Annotated in this window: 12 protein-coding genes; 6 read left to right on the top strand and 6 right to left on the bottom strand. The window is 64.0% G+C overall.

Annotated features, from left to right (window positions below):
• Positions 1-55 precede the first annotated feature (55 nt).
• The 6 genes from DIZ22_RS08625 to DIZ22_RS08600 all read right to left on the bottom strand — a co-directional run bounded on the left by DIZ22_RS08625 (position 56) and on the right by DIZ22_RS08600 (position 7,737).
• Positions 56-1,282 (bottom strand): FAD-dependent oxidoreductase, encoded by a 1,227-nt coding sequence (locus DIZ22_RS08625; protein WP_048937000.1) that lies wholly within the window; start codon positions 1,280-1,282, stop codon positions 56-58.
• A gap of 123 nt (positions 1,283-1,405) precedes the next feature.
• Entirely contained in the window at positions 1,406-2,443 is a 1,038-nt protein-coding gene (locus tag DIZ22_RS08620) for a rod shape-determining protein (RefSeq protein ID WP_048936999.1), read from the bottom strand.
• Between the two features lie 144 nt (positions 2,444-2,587).
• Positions 2,588-3,631, bottom strand: a complete 1,044-nt coding sequence (locus DIZ22_RS08615) for a choice-of-anchor A family protein (protein ID WP_048936998.1) — start codon at positions 3,629-3,631, stop codon at positions 2,588-2,590.
• 221 nt (positions 3,632-3,852) lie between these two features.
• Positions 3,853-4,242 (bottom strand): DUF4440 domain-containing protein, encoded by a 390-nt coding sequence (locus tag DIZ22_RS08610; protein ID WP_048937052.1) that lies wholly within the window; start codon positions 4,240-4,242, stop codon positions 3,853-3,855.
• Positions 4,243-4,383: 141 nt separating this feature from the next.
• On the bottom strand, positions 4,384-6,729 hold the full coding sequence (locus DIZ22_RS08605) for a TonB-dependent receptor (RefSeq protein ID WP_240626832.1): 2,346 nt from the start codon (positions 6,727-6,729) through the stop codon (positions 4,384-4,386).
• A 285-nt stretch (positions 6,730-7,014) separates the two neighbouring features.
• A complete protein-coding gene (locus tag DIZ22_RS08600) occupies positions 7,015-7,737 on the bottom strand; it encodes a GntR family transcriptional regulator (protein WP_048936996.1) in 723 nt (240 codons plus the stop codon).
• 157 nt (positions 7,738-7,894) lie between these two features.
• Here DIZ22_RS08600 and DIZ22_RS08595 point away from each other — a divergent pair, with 157 nt between their 5' ends.
• From DIZ22_RS08595 to DIZ22_RS08570, 6 genes are all read left to right on the top strand, one after another.
• Entirely contained in the window at positions 7,895-9,382 is a 1,488-nt protein-coding gene (locus tag DIZ22_RS08595; RefSeq protein WP_122928104.1) for an aldehyde dehydrogenase family protein, read from the top strand.
• Positions 9,379-10,185 (top strand): carboxymuconolactone decarboxylase family protein, encoded by an 807-nt coding sequence (locus DIZ22_RS08590; protein ID WP_048936994.1) that lies wholly within the window; start codon positions 9,379-9,381, stop codon positions 10,183-10,185. Before DIZ22_RS08595 ends, DIZ22_RS08590 begins: the two co-directional genes overlap by 4 nt.
• The gene (locus DIZ22_RS08585) at positions 10,182-10,937 is read left to right on the top strand and encodes an SDR family oxidoreductase (RefSeq protein WP_048936993.1); all 756 of its coding nucleotides are present in this window, start codon (positions 10,182-10,184) and stop codon (positions 10,935-10,937) included. Before DIZ22_RS08590 ends, DIZ22_RS08585 begins: the two co-directional genes overlap by 4 nt.
• The gene (locus DIZ22_RS08580) at positions 10,934-11,743 is read left to right on the top strand and encodes an NAD(P)-dependent oxidoreductase (RefSeq protein WP_048936992.1); all 810 of its coding nucleotides are present in this window, start codon (positions 10,934-10,936) and stop codon (positions 11,741-11,743) included. Before DIZ22_RS08585 ends, DIZ22_RS08580 begins: the two co-directional genes overlap by 4 nt.
• A gap of 19 nt (positions 11,744-11,762) precedes the next feature.
• A complete protein-coding gene (locus DIZ22_RS08575; protein WP_048936991.1) occupies positions 11,763-12,548 on the top strand; it encodes an SDR family oxidoreductase in 786 nt (261 codons plus the stop codon).
• 239 nt (positions 12,549-12,787) lie between these two features.
• The gene (locus tag DIZ22_RS08570; protein WP_234415590.1) at positions 12,788-15,073 is read left to right on the top strand and encodes a TonB-dependent receptor; all 2,286 of its coding nucleotides are present in this window, start codon (positions 12,788-12,790) and stop codon (positions 15,071-15,073) included.
• Positions 15,074-15,147 lie beyond the last annotated feature (74 nt).

Below are 15,147 nucleotides of genomic sequence, written 5' to 3'. Positions count from 1 at the left end.
CGACGACACTGTGAACTTCGTAGGAAAATCCGATTGTCGCGTCGTCGCCGACCGGTCAGGCGAGGCCCACTTCCTTGAGCGGAATGCCGGCATCGGCCAGTTGCGCCGGGTCGAGATGGGCGCCCGACAGCACATGGGCGCGGCCCTGGACATAGTCCTTGACCGCATTGACGCAATCGAGCGCGATCAGCTTGCCGCCCTTCAGATAGACGACCGAGAAACTGCGGGTGGCGGGATCGCCGCGCAGCACGGTCTGGTCGAAGCCGGTCGAGAGGCCCACCGTCTGGAGCTTGAGATCATATTGGTTCGACCAGAACCAGGGCACCGCGTCATAGGCCTCTTCCTTGCCGAGGATGTGCGCCACGGCGGTCTTGGCCTGGTCATTGGCGTTCTGGACGGATTCGAGGCGCATCTGCGCGCCGCCGGCAAAGCGGTTGGCATGGGATGCACAATCGCCCACGGCATAGATGTCGGGGAGCGAGGTGCGGCAATATTCGTCGACATCGACGCCATTGCCGCCGGCCGCGCCGGCCGCGATCAATGGGCCGGTTTCGGGCACGATGCCGATGCCCACGATCACCATGTCGGTCTCGATCCGCTCGCCATCCTGCATCAGCACCGCAGTGGCCCGGCCGTCCTCGACCGCGATACAGTCCATCTTCGCGCCGGTGCGCAGATCGACGCCATGGGCGCGATGCTCCGCCTCGTAGAAGCGCGAGAGATCCTCACCCGCGACGCGGGCCAGCACCCGGTCGAGCGCTTCGAGCAGGACGACGGTCTTGCCGAATTTGGAGAGGACGGCGGCCGCCTCCAGCCCGATATAGCCGCCGCCGATGATGGTGACATGGTTCACGCTGTCGATCTTCGCCATCATCGCGTCGACATCGTCGCGGCGGCGCACGGCATGGACATTGGCGGCTTCAGCGCCGCTGCAGGTCAGCATCCGGGGGCTGCCGCCGGTACACCAGATCAGCTTGTCATAGCCGATTTCCGCCTCGCCGACGGTGACGAACTTGCCGACCGGATCGACGCTCTTGACCCGCTTGCCCAGCAACATGTCGATCTTGCGCTCGTCCCAGAAGGCGGCGGGGCGGATCAGGATACGGTCGAAGCTCTTGTCGCCGGCGAAATATTCCTTGGACAAAGGCGGGCGCTCATAGGGCGGATCCTTCTCGTCGCCGATCATGCCGACCGAGCCTTCGAAACCGTGCTGCCGCAGCGAGATCGCCGCCTGCGCGCCGGCATGGCCGGCCCCCACGATCAGAACGTCATAATAGCTCATCCGCCCGCTCATCCTCTTTTATCCGGGGCTTTGCTTGGCGGCATTTGGCGATGCTGGCAAGCGCCGATGTGGCGGGGCGGGCAAGCGATGCCCGCCAACCATCGTCGGGGCGGTGCGCGCCGGTCAGGACATGGTCAGAACGCCTTCATAGGCACGGTCTTCCAGCGCCTTGCCGGCGCCCATGGCGACGCACATCAGGGGCGTGTCGGCGATCCGCACGGGCAGGCCGGTGGCTTCGGACAGCGCCTCATCCAGCCGGCGCAGCAGCGCGCCGCCGCCGGTCAGGGTGATGCCCTCGTCGATGATGTCCGACGAGAGTTCGGGCGCGGTCTGTTCCAGCGCAGTCATCACCGCCATCACGATCTGACCGACCGGTTCGGACAGGGCGTCGCAGATTTCCGTTTCGCTGATGGTCATTTCGGCCGGGCGACCATTTACCAGGTCGCGGCCCTTGACGATGATCCGCTCGCCCTCGCCATCGGGCGGGGTGGCGCAGCCGATCGCGCATTTGACCCGTTCGGCGGTGGCTTCGCCGATCATCAGATTATGGACGCGGCGGATGTGCGAGGCGATCGCGTCGTCCAGCTTGTCGCCGCCGACGCGCGCCGAATTGCTGTAGGCGATGCCGTTGAGCGACAGCACGGCCACTTCGGTCGTGCCGCCGCCGATATCGACCACCATCGCGCCGCGCGGTTCGGTGACGGGCAGGCCGGCGCCGATCGCCGCGGCCATCGGCTCCTCGATCAACTGCACCCGCGCCGCGCCGGCGTTGGAAGCCGCATCGCGCAGCGCCCGGCGCTCGACCATGGTGGAGCCGGTCGGCACGCAGATCACCACATCATAGCGGCGGCCGAAACGCCCGCCATCCTGCGCCTTTTCGACGAAATGCTTGATCATCTGTTCGGCCACGTCGATGTCGGCGATCACGCCGTCGCGCAGCGGGCGGATCGCCTGGATATTGGCCGGGGTCTTGCCCATCATCAGCTTGGCTTCATTGCCCACCACCTTGACCTTGCGGATGCCACGAATGGTCTCGATCGCGATGACGGAGGGTTCGTTCAGCACGATGCCGCGGTCGCGGGCGTGGATGACGGTATTCACGGTGCCAAGATCGATCGCCATGTCGCAGGCGGTCGAGGAGAAGAAGCGGGGCATTTTCATGGGAAAGCGGCGATCTGCAAAGATTGTGAAACAATGGCTCCCTGTGCCGCCGCCCGGCGGCGATCAGAAGGGCGCTGCGCCAGTCCGTCCGTTTCCCGCGTCTGGCCGAGGCTGAAGGGACGGAAAAGCGCGATAAAGGGCGGTTCAGGCGGTCTTGCGGATCAGGCGGCGCCCCAGCAGCACGCCGACGATGCCGAGCAGGAACAGGGTCCAGCCCGGCGCTTCGGGCACCGGCGTGCCGCCCGAGCTGCTGCCGGTCGGCGGATCGATCGGCGGGGTATAGCCGCCCGTATAGGTGCCCAGATGCATCTCGCCATTCTGGGTCAGGTTGCCGAACACGGCCGATCCCTGGATATAGTTGGCGGTGGTCGCATCGGCCCAGGGCGCGAGCAGCGATCCGCCCCAGCTATTGGTGAGGTCGAGCGACTGGGCGTCGCCGAAATTCCAGATCACATGTTCGCCAAGATTGGCGGTGCCGCCCAGGAAATTGTCGTTGAGGCTGACCGCGCTGCCGCTGACATTGACGATCGCGGTGTCGGCGCCGTTCAGGTTGAAGGCGATCTCGCCCACCTTGTCGAGATCGGCGGCGCTGATCGAGAAGACGGCCAGGCCGTTGGCGTCGGGGCTGGCGTTGAAGGTTGCGCGATTGCCGCTGATCACCATGTCGCTGTTGGCGGCCAGGCCCGACAGGTTGGTCGACAATTGCTTCATGCTGCCGGCCAGTACCGTGCCCTGCGTCGCCAGGCTGGATGCGAAGCCGGGGTCCGACGTGGCCAGGCCGGACTGGACGCTATTCTGGTTGATATTGGTGTTGCTGATGGTGCCGCCGACCTTCACCGTCTGGGCCGCGCCATTGAGGTTGAAGCCGCTTTCGACATTACCGCCGACCAGCGCGCCCGACCCGTTGTTCAAATTCTTGATGCCGCCGGTGACATTGCCGACCACGGTGAGGCCCGCCTGTCCGGTCGTGGACGTGGCGGGGGTGCTGATCTGGTAGCTGGAGGATGTGCCGGTGAGGTCGCCGCCAACGAAGGTGCGGCCCTCCACTTCGGAAGAGGAACTGAGGTCGCCCAGCACGATTAGATTCCATTCGCGCAGCGCGTCGGTGCCGGTTACGGGTGAGGCATGAGCGGGGGCGGCAGCCAGCAGCGCCAGCGACGCCGAAACCATGAAACCGGTCTTTTTCATAATAGATAACGCCAAGTCTTCGCATGTCGTCACAATGGATTGCGTGACGCGTGGCGAAGTCCCCCCTTCCGCTCTCTGGATTGTCGGCCCCGACTCCGACGCCGGAGCGCCAAGGACAGGGTGGGGGCGCCATAGTCCTGTCGGACCAGTGCGGCAATATTTTATTAACTATTGCACGAAGAGCGTGGCAGCTCGTCTTGGCGAGGGAAGGTGCGGACTTTTCAGGCCAGGGTCAGGTAAAGTTCCGCCTCGATCAGCCACTCGCTGCCAATCTGCCGCCATTTGGCGGTGTAGGCGCCCGAGGCGATGAGGATGCCGGACGATGCGGCGGCGCCCTGCCACTGGCCATGTTCGAAGGCGATCGGTTCGACGGGCGAGACGAGGATCGTGTCGGGCGTGCGGGTGTAGATGCTGCGATCGGGCGCGGCAAATTCGCGCTTCCAGGCCATCAGCTGCGCCTTGCGCCCGGCGATGACGCCGCTGTCGGTGCCGGTCACCATCACCACATCCTGCGCCAGGATCGGCCCGATGGCGGCCAGGTCGGCATCGGCGAGCGCCCGGTTGAAGCTGGCGCGGCGCAGGCGGATGGCAAGATCGGCGGTGGCGGTCATGGCGCTTCCCTTAGCAGGCGGCGCTGCCGTCGCCATGCCCGTCAGGCAAAAAAAGAACGCCCGCAGCGGGCTGCGGGCGTTCCGTTCGCCAGACCGGGCCATGTCGAGGAGGGCATGGCCGGCCCGGCGGGGAGAGGGGGGTTAGAGCTTGTAGCCCAGGGTCAGCACCCAGGAGCGGCCTTCGCCCGGATTGGCCCAGCCATTGTTACGGATGCTGGTATAATATTTTTCGTTGGTGAAGTTCTGGACGTTGAGCTGCGCCGTTAGCTTCTCGTCGAAGGTGTAGGACAGCATCGCCCGGTGAACGAGATAATCGTCCGAGTGATAGATCGGGACGATCGTCGTGCTGCCGGCCACCAGCGGCGTGACCAGGGCACGATTGTTGAGCGCGAAGCTGCCCTGGTAGGTCAGGCCATAGCCCAGTTGCAGCCCGAAGGGCAGGGTATAGGTGGTGAACAGGCTGCCCGAATGCTTGGGCGTATTGGTCATGTCCTGACCCTTCTGCACATCGGGGATCAGAACATTGTTGCCGCACGGGTTGGACGTAGCCGATCCGATCCCGGATGCAGTGCCCGTCCACGGGCTCGCAAGGCATGCATTGGACACGCTCTGGATGACCTTGCTTTCGAGATAGGTGTAGTTTGCGAAGATCGTCCAGGCTTCGGTGATGTTGCCGCTGGCGCCCAGGGTGACACCGTTCACGCGGTTGCGGCCATCATTGACGGGCAGCGTGCCGACAAACGGATCATTGCTGGTGACGCGATAATTTTTGCGCTCGTTGCGGAACAGGGCGGCGGTCAACTGAAGGCCGCCATCGAACAGGTCGATCTTGCCGCCGATCTCGTAATTGACTGCTTGTTCCGGATTGGCGTCGCAGGCGTCGTTGGAGCCATTGGTTCCGGTGATGATCAGGCCGCAGCCCGATCGCACCGTGGTGGCCGTCGGCGTCTTGCTGTTGGAATAGGCGACATAGAGGCTGGCATTGTCGGCCGGCTTGTAGACCAGGCCGATGCGGTAGGAGAAGAGATCGTCGCTCGCATTCTGCTGCGGGCCGGTGGTGTAGGCGCCCCCGGTGGCGGGGGTCGCGATCGTGTCGGAGCGGAAGCGGGCGCGGTTATGCTCCCAGCGGACGCCGCCATTCAGTTCGAGCCCATCGACGATCTTGGCCGCAGCAAAGGCATAGGTCGCGATGTTGAACAGGTCGCCCATCTGGTGGCCGGACCGGATCTTGTTGACCGGGCCGGTATAGATGCCGTTCGGATCGCTGATGCTGATCGGATCGAGCGTGGGGTTCGGCGTGGCGCCGTTGGCGTTGCGCAGGACGTTGCCATTGTCCAGCGTGTAATCTTCCTGCAGCATCGAGGTGCCGATGACCAGCGTATGGCCGCCCGGAATGTTGAAGGTCAGGTCGAGCTGATTGTAGAGCGTCTGGTTGACCGAGTCCCGGAAGCCGCCACGCGGGCCGCTGGGATAATACATGCCCGGCACCTGGCCGGCGGCGCAGGCCGCACCGGTCGGCAGTGTGCCGTTGGCGAGGCAATAGGCGCCCTGTGGCGGGTTGACGACCAGATTTTGCTCGACGCGCTGCCAGCGCGACAGGTTGCGGACCGACAGCAGGTCGCTGAAACGATGGTCGAAGATCGCCGTCGCCTGGTCGATCGTCTGATCCTGCTTGTCGAGATTCTTGTAGCCATAATAGCCGCTATAGGGCACGCCGGGCAGTGGCCCGTCATAGATCGCATTCTTGTAATAGGGGATGCCGTAAAGCGGCGTATTCTCGTCTTCCTGATGGGTGTAGAGCAGGGTCAGCGAGGTCGGCCCTTCCACGCCCAGCTTGACCGAGGGGGCCACGCCCCAGCGCTTGTAGCTGTCGACATCGCGCCGGGCGACGTCATTTTCATGATACATGGCGTTGAGGCGCACGGCGATTTGCTCGTTGACGCGGACATTGCTGTCGATGGTCGCGCGATAATAATCGGACGTGCCGATGCCGCCCTGCACCAGCGTTTCGCTGTCGGCCTTGGGGCGCTTGGTCACCAGGTTGATGTTGCCGCCGATCGCGCCCGAACCACCATAGACGGAGTTGGCGCCGTTGGTGACCTCGATCTGCTCCAGGTTGAACGGGTCGGTGCGGCTATATTGGGCGCTGTCGCGCACGCCATCGATGCTGATGTCGGTGTTGGCGCTCTGGCCACGCAGGTTGATGCTGTCGCCATAGCCGCCGCCGCCTTCGCCCGCGCCGAAGGTGATGCCCGGAACGGTGGACAGCACGTCGCGCAGGGTGAGGAGGTTCTGCTTCTGGATGGTCTGGTTGCCGATCACCGTGATGGTCTGCGGCGTGTCGAGCAGGGGGCGAACATATTTGGGCGATTCGGGCTTTTCCACCTTGATGGAACTGTCGTCGATCGCCGTGTCGGTGACCGTGACGCCACCCAGTGCCTGGCCCTGGCCATTATCCTGCGCGTGTGCGCCGGATGCGAAGGCCATTGCGCCGACGCAGCTCAGTGCAAGGAAGGATGGAGTGTTTCCATATTTCGCCATTGTTTCAGAACCCCTTTCGATTGTTGCAGGGGCTGCTATTGCGACCTATTCGCATTGTCAATGCTATTGCGAGTGGATATCTGTTCGACGATGCTTTTTTGCTAAATGATGTAAAAGTCGCACAGTTGGAAAAGTGGCTAAATGGCCAACATATGGATCATAACGGCCCATCAGCGGCGCGTGCCTGTCAGTGGCACCCGAAGGCATTGCTTTATCGCGTGCGATGTCGCTTCATACGCGGTCGAATGCGCACAAGGCGGCCAAAACCTGCCGATTTTGGCGGTCGGCCTCGAAATGGGCGAGGGCAGGGTCGCGATCGGCGATCGCGTCGATGATGCGCAGACGACCGTGGCGCCATATGCCGAGGTCGAACATGTCGGCCCCGGTGCCGTCGCGCTCCACATCGCGCGCGCTCCCCAGCGCGACACGGGTCAACAGCTCGAACAGGGGCTGGCTGACCATTTTGAACAATATGTCCTGCAGCCGGCCTTCCAACTGGCCGAGCCCGTCCATGCTATCGCATGCATCGATCTGACTGCGCAGATCGAGTAATTCCCTGTGAAGGGCCTGGTCGTCGCATCGCGCGGCAGCGGCGCAGAGCCGGTTGAACAACAGCGAGGTGATGTCGAGTATCTCGCGCCAGGAACCCGGTTCGCCGCACAGATAGGCGCCCAGCATCCGTTCCAGATCGGCCATTTGCGGTCGCCGGCCATAATAGCCGCCGCCTGGCCCGCGCCGGACCTCCAGCAAGCCCTCATGCTCCAGGATGCGTGCTGCCTGCTGGACCGTGACGATGCCGACCTCCAACTCGCGGGCAAGGGTTTGCAGCGAACCAATCTGCTCGCCGGCCGGTGCAGCGAGGATGCGCCGGCGCAGGGCGTCGGCGGTATGGCGGACGATCTGCCGCTTGCCGATCGCCGGTTCGGTCAGGTCATTTTGCTGGATGAGGCTCATATGAATTAATGTGCATATTGATTGATATTTCGCAAGGGCGATACTGAGCGCGATCGCCTTGATGATCTAATAATATGCACATTAATATCAATTCTAAGAGTCGCCGCCCGGTCCTGGAGCGGTGCCGCTGCGCTTGCCGCGCCGGAAGGAGAGAGCCATGGCGTTCAGGGATCCCGTGATCGACGCATTGCCGCGTCACCCCATCATCATTGGCGGACAGCGCGAAGTGCCCACCGGCCCGGCGCGCCACGCCCATGTCTATCCCGGCACCGGCAAGGTGACGCAGGAACTGGCGTTGGCAGATGCAGAGGATGTCGACCGGGCCACGGCCGCCGCGCGCAAGGCTTTCCCCGCATGGCGCGCGATGCCCGGCGACAAGAGGCGCGACCTCATGTTCCGCATCGCCGCCCTGCTGGAGGCCAAGTCGGCGGATTTCGCGCCGAGCCTGATCGCCGAAAATGGATCGGTGGCGATGGTGGCACCCTATATGGGCTATGATGCCGCCCAGAAGTTCCGCTATTTCGGTGGCTGGTGCGACAAGCTGCACGGGCGCACCATCCCGATGTGGGGCGCGCCGGCCCATGATTATGTCAGCTATGATCCCTATGGCGTGATCGGCATCATCGTACCGTGGAACGGGCCGCTTTTCGCCGCGACCATGGTGCTGGCGCCGGTGCTGGCAGCGGGAAATTGCGTGGTCATCAAGGCGCCCGAACTCGCTCCCTACAGCGTCATGCAACTGGTCGAACTGCTGCATGAGGCCGGCCTGCCGGATGGCGTCGTCAATCTGGTCACGGGCGGCGCCGATGTCGGCGCGGCGATGGTCAGCCATCCCGGCATCGACAAGATCGAGTTCATCGGATCGGGCGCGACCGCGCGCCAGGTGCTGGCCAATGCGGCCCAGTCGCTCAAGCCGGTTGGCCTGGAACTGGGCGGCAAGTCGGCCGTGGTCGTGTTCGATGATGCCGACCTGATGCTCGCCGCGAAGAAGGGGCTGACCGGGGCGATTTCCTCCAACGGGCAGGGGTGCATCAATGGCACGCGGCTGCTGGTCCAGCGGGGCATTTATGATCGCTATCTCGACCTGATCGGGGCGATGGCCGGCCATGTGCAATCAGGCGACCCGTTCGATCACGCGACGGTGCTGGGGCCGGTGATCAGCCAGAATGCGCTCGACCGGATCAGCGGCATGGTGGCGCGCGGCGTCGCCGATGGCGGCCGGATCATCGCGGGCGGCCAGCGGCTGGCCGGCGATTTTGCCGATGGCTTCTTCCTGCCGGTGACGATCCTGGCGGACGTGCCCGACCAGTGCGAGATCGCCCAGAATGAGGTGTTCGGGCCGGTGCTGGTCGTGACGCCGTTCGAGGATGAGGAGGAGGCGATCGCGCTCGCCAACGGCACCGACTATGGCCTGGGTGCCTATGTCCACACCCAGAATTTGCGCTGCGCCCATCATATGGCGCGCGAGCTGCAGGCGGGCATGATCCATGTGAACGGTTCGGGTGAGGCGATGCAGCCCAATTGCCCGTTCGGCGGCTTCAAGCAGAGCGGGCATGGCCGGCTGGGCGGGGTCGAGGGGCTGCATGAGTTCCTCCAGCCCAAGAATGTCTGGATGAGCATGGCCGCGCCGGAGGGTGGGCAATGAGCCTGTGTGATCCCGCAGCGCGCAGCGCTCTCGGCAGCGGGCTTCAGGCGGAACTGACGGGGCGGGATGATCCCGCGCCGCAATCACCGGTGGCGGAGAGCTGGCGCGATTTCATCTATGCCGAAATCTGGTCTCGTCCGGGGCTCGATCGACGCGCGCGCTTCCTGATCGCGCTGGCTTCGGCGGCCGGCGCCGATGCGCCCGCCGACCGGCTGGACGGCTATGTCCGTGGGGCACTGGCGACCGGCGCGCTGACCCAGGCCGAATTGCGCGAGGCGGCGCTGCATGTCGCGGTCTATTCCGGCTGGGATAAAGGGGGCGCGATCGATGCTGCGATCGATCGGGTCGAAGCGGAGCAGGGGCTGGCGCCGGTTCTGCTGGCACCGATCCGGGCCGAACCCTGGGATGCGCAGCAGCGCATGGAGCAGGGCTTTGCTGAATTTCGTGCGGTGATGACTTTTGACGGCCCGCGCGTCGGCAATGGCCTCCCCTATCTGCAGGATGGCATATTGAACTTCGTGTTCGGCGAAATGTGGTGCCGGCCAGGCATCGATCAGCGGTCGCGCCGCTTCCTCACGCTGGTGGGCGTCGCAGATTCCGCGGCCACCGTGCCGATCGCCAGCCATTTCCACGCAGCCATGGCGAGCGGCAATTGCACCGCCGCCGAACTCAACGAATTTGTCCTCCAATATGCGGTCCATGCCGGCTGGCCCAAGGCGTCGGTGATCCAGGGCGTGGTGCTGGAAATGGCCGGGAAGGTCGCCAAGGGCCTGGCCTGGAACGCGCGGGAGGAAGGGCGATGAGCATCGCGATCGACATGCGCGGCAAGGTGGCGTTGGTGACTGGCGCGGCTTCAGGCCTTGGCCGCGCGACGGCGGTGAAACTGGCACAGGCCGGCGCCGGGCTGTGTTTGGTAGACGTCAATGCACAAGGGTTGGCCGAAACGCTGAGCCTGCTTGCTGAGGGCGAGCATCAGACGGCGGTTGTCGATCTGGCCGATCCTGACGCTTGCCGTGCCACCGTCGATGCGGCTGTCGCCCATTTCAGCCAGCTCGATGCGCTGTGCAATGTCGCTGGCCTCATCTATCTCGCCAATTCGCCCGACATGCCCCGGCTGCTTTGGGACAAGACGCTGGCGGTCAACCTTACCGCGCCCTTCCTGCGGTCACAGGCGGCAATCCCGCATCTGCTGAAGGTCAATGGCGCGATCGTGAATGTCGTCTCTTCGGCCGCGTTCATCGGCGAGGCCTATGCCGCCGCCTATTGCGCGTCGAAAGCCGGCCTTCTCAACCTCACCAAGGCCATGGCGATGGAGTATCAGAAGCAGCCGATCCGCATCAACGCCGTTGCGCCCGGTGGCATGATGACCAATATCGCCACCAATTTCCGGCCGCCCGCAGGTTGCGACTTCGAATTGCTCAAGCGTTTTTCCGGGATGCGCGGCACGGTCGAGGTCGATGATGTCGCCGACATGGTCGCGCTGCTCGCCTCGCCGGCCGGGCGTGGCTTCCACGGCAATTGCATCTCGATCGATGCCGGGATCACCGCAGGATGAGCGGGATGGAACGGATCGGCTTCATCGGCCTGGGTAGCCAGGGTGGTCCCATGGCTGAACGGATCGCTGCCGCTGGCTATCCGCTCATGCTCTGGGCCCGCCGTGCGGATGCGCTGGCGCCCTTCCTCGAAAAGGGCGCCACGGCAGCGCCGGACATCGCGACTTTGGGGGCGACCTGCGATCATGTCGGCATCTGCGTCGTCGATGACGCCGGCGTGGCCGAGATCGTCGGGCAATTGCTGCCGGCGATGCGACCGGGCAGCCGGATCGTCATCCATTCGACGATATTGCCCGACCATTGCGTCGCATTGGCCGAACGCTGCGGGGAACGCGGCATTGCCTTCCTCGATGCGCCGGTCAGTGGCGGTGGCCCGGCCGCGGCGGCCGGCACCTTGACCCTGATGTGTGGCGGTGCGGTCGATGTCTTCAAGGCGGCCCGGCCGGTGCTGGAAAGCTTTGGCGGCCTGATCGTGCGAATGGGTGATGTCGGCGCGGGGCAGCGCGCCAAGATCGTCAACAATGCGCTGATGGCGGCCAATATGGGTCTGGCCCACGCCGCGATGGAGGCGGGCAGGGCGCTGGATCTGGATGGCACGGCCCTGCGCGACCTCATCAAGGCGAGCAGCGGCCGCAGCTTCGGTTTCGAGGTTTATGCCCGCCTGCCGACGCCCGGCGCCTTTGCCCATGGCGCGCCGCTGCTGCGCAAGGATGTCGGTCTGCTGATGGCCAGCCTGCCTGATGATGCCAGTGCCGAAGCCTTGTCCCGCGCCGCCACGCCCCTTCTCTCCGCCGCCTGCGGCGACTGACTTTTCAGGAGACCGATCCATGTCCTTCACTCTCGACCAGTTCCGCCTCGACGATAAAGTCGCGATCGTCACGGGCGCCGGCGGACGCGGCAATTCCATCGGCCGGGCCTATGCACTGGGGCTGGCGGCGGCCGGTGCCGCCATCGTCGTTGCTGACCTCAATGGGGAAGGCGCCCAGGCGGTGGCTGACGAGATCATCGCCAGCGGCAGCCGCGCCATTGCCGTCAAGGTCGATGTGGCTGATGAGGCATCAACGCTGGCCATGGCGACGGCGGCCAGTGATGCCTTTGGCGGCGTCGACATCCTCATCAACAATGCCGCGCTGATGGTCGATATCAGCTACGACAATATCGAAGCCGTCAGCCTCGACGCCTGGAACCGGGCCTTTGCGGTCAATCTCAATGGTGCGCTGCTCTGTGCCCGCGCGGTGATCCCTTCGATGCGGGCGCGTGGTGGCGGACGGATCATCAACCAGACGTCGGGCGGGGCATTTCCAGCGACGGGCCTCTACGGCATTTCCAAGCTGGCGCTGGTGGGCCTCACGACGACGCTCGCAAAGCAACTGGGCAAGGACAATATCACCAGCAACGCGATCGCGCCGGGCAATGTCACGTCGGATGCCGGCAAGATGCTGGTGCCCGACGATTCCCCGTTCATCCAGTTCCTGCAGATGAGCTGTGCCCTGCGCCCGCGTGGCGAGCCGGATGAACTGGTCGGCACGGCGCTGCTGCTCTGTTCGGACGCGGGGCGCTGGATTACAGGCCAGACGATCCATGTCGATGGCGGATGGGTGCTGCGGCCTTGAACGGAGGCGGGGCGTCATGGCACAAATTGCGGTCAGGCCATGATGCCCGCTGCCGGATCAGCGTCCGCGATTCCCGTTCGCAGGATCATCGGCATTTTACCGTAATCGCCGAATAATCTGCGTATTATCTCCAAAATCGTCAAATGTTACGAAACACATTCGGCTGCCCCCTTGATACCGTTTCCTCCAGAAAAGAACAGAAATGTGGCGAGGAAAACAAATAAAAACAGGGGGTTTTTATGTTGTCATCTCACAAGGGCCGCCTTCTCAAGCTGTTGCAGGCCGGCAGTGCATTATCCTGCATGGTCGCCATGGCTGGCGGCGTTGCACAGGCCCAGGAACAGGATCAGGGCGAAATCGTCGTTACCGCGCTCAAGCGCAACACCCGCGTTCAGGATACCCCGATCGCGATCACCGCCGTGACGGGCGCCAGCCTGGAAGCGGCGGGCACCAGCAGCTTCACCGAACTGACCCGCGATACGCCCAGCCTGCGCATCGTCGATGGCGGCCCCGGCAATCGGCGCGTCATCCTGCGCGGTGTCACGGCAGCCGGTGAACCGACGGTCGGCGTCTATTATGACGAAGCGCCGGTGTCCGGCTCGGTCGGCACCACCAGCGATGCTGCTGGCGCCACGCCCGACTTCCGCATTTTCGACGTCGAACGCGCCGAAGTGCTGCGCGGGCCCCAGGGCACGCTCTACGGCTCCGGTTCGATGGGCGGCACGCTGCGCATCATCTTCAACAAGCCCAGGACCGACAAGATTGAGGCGGCCTTTGCCAGCACCATGTCGGCGGTCGAGGGCGGATCGATGGGCGCGTCCTTCGACGGGATGCTGAACGTCCCGCTGATCGAGGACAAGCTGGCCATCCGCATCGTCGGCAACGCCACCCAGGTCGCGGGCTATGTCGACAACAGCTATTATGGCTACAAGAATATCAACGATCCCTACACCTATGGCGGGCGCATCATGCTGCGCTTCACGCCGACAGAGGCGCTGACGCTGGACCTGAGCGCCAATTACGAGAAGGCGGCCGGTGAATCGCCGCGCTGGTATGCCGAAACCGGCAAGCGCTGGACCACCGACGCGCGCGCGGAATCGGGCAATTACGACACCAACCGCATCTATAATGCGACGCTCAACTATGATTTCGGCCCGGTCGTGCTGACCGCCATCACCACGTACACCGATCGCGACCGCATCGTCGTCGGCGATGTCAGCGATACGTTCAACGGCCGCGACACGGCGGCCCGCTGCCAGACCTATCGCGGCAATGGCGCCGCCTGCTCCGCTGACGTGCTGGCCGATTATCTGTCGGACACCCGCGCCCTGCTGTCGTCCAGCCTGTATCAGCCGCAATCGGTCAAGAACTGGCTCAACGAAATCCGCCTGAGTTCGACCGGGGATGGCCCGCTCAACTGGACCGTCGGCCTGTTCAGCGAGGACCGCAAGACGGTGGTGCGCTCGACCCTGCTCAAGGCCGATCCGGACACTGGCTTCCTCTACGATCCGGACGATATCGCCAATCTCGCTTATGACCGCACCATCAACGACAAGCTGAAGCAGAAGGCGGTCTTCGCCGAAATCTCCTACAAGCTGTTCGACAAGCTGACGCTGACCGCAGGCGCGCGCTATTATGATTATAAGAAGACGGTCGGCGGCCGGATCGACATGGGCCAGGAACATTATGCGTCGGTCGTGACGCCCTATACCGAAGCCAAGTCGTCCGAGGACGGCGTCCTTACCAAGTTCAACATCTCCTATCAGGCGACCCCTGATGTGATGGTCTATGCCCAGGCGGCGCAGGGCTTCCGGCCGGGCGGCGTCAACCAGGTGATTGGCCTGTCGGCGGCGCTGGCCGCCTACACATCGGACAGCCTGTGGAACTATGAACTGGGCTTCAAGAGCAAGATCCTGCCGCGCACCTATCTCAACATGGCGACCTACCAGATCGACTGGAGCAACATGCAGGTGTCGGCCCGCACGGCGGGCACCGGCTCGGTCTTCGGCCTCATCTCCAACGTCGGCGCGGCCCGCATTCGCGGCGTCGAGGCGGAATTCTCCACCGAGATTGCCGGCATCAGCTTCAGCGCCAACGGTTCCTACACCGATGCCAAGCTGACCGAGGATCAGGTCAGCACCATCGTCGTGGCATCGGGTCGCAAGGGCGACCGGATCGCCAATGTGCCGAAATGGAATTTCGGCGGATCGGCCGAATATAAGCATATGCTGACCGATGCGATGGATGCCGTCATCCGCACCGATGTCACCTATAATGGCAGTTCCTACAGCACGATCAGCCCGACCGACACCTATCGGCGCCGGCTGGACGATTATACGCTGACCAACCTGCGCCTGGGCGTGCAGGCCAGCGACAACAACTGGGGCGCCCATTTCTTCGTGAACAATCTGTTCAACGAACTGGCAGTGGTCAGTTCCAGCTCCAGCAGCAACACCGGCGGCAAGACGGTGGTGTTTACCGCGCCGCCGCGCACCTACGGCATCAACCTCACCAAGAAGTTCTGATCGCCTGGCACGGGGGCGGCCTGTCGGTCGCCTCCCTTTTTGGGGGCCTTATGGCGGCCCCATGATCGATACAG

The sequence above is a fragment of the Sphingobium sp. LF-16 genome (assembly GCF_003711185.1).
GTDB lineage: Bacteria > Pseudomonadota > Alphaproteobacteria > Sphingomonadales > Sphingomonadaceae > Sphingobium > Sphingobium yanoikuyae_A.
The sequence above is the reverse complement of the archived record's forward strand: the minus strand, read 5'-3'. Positions and strand labels throughout refer to the sequence as shown.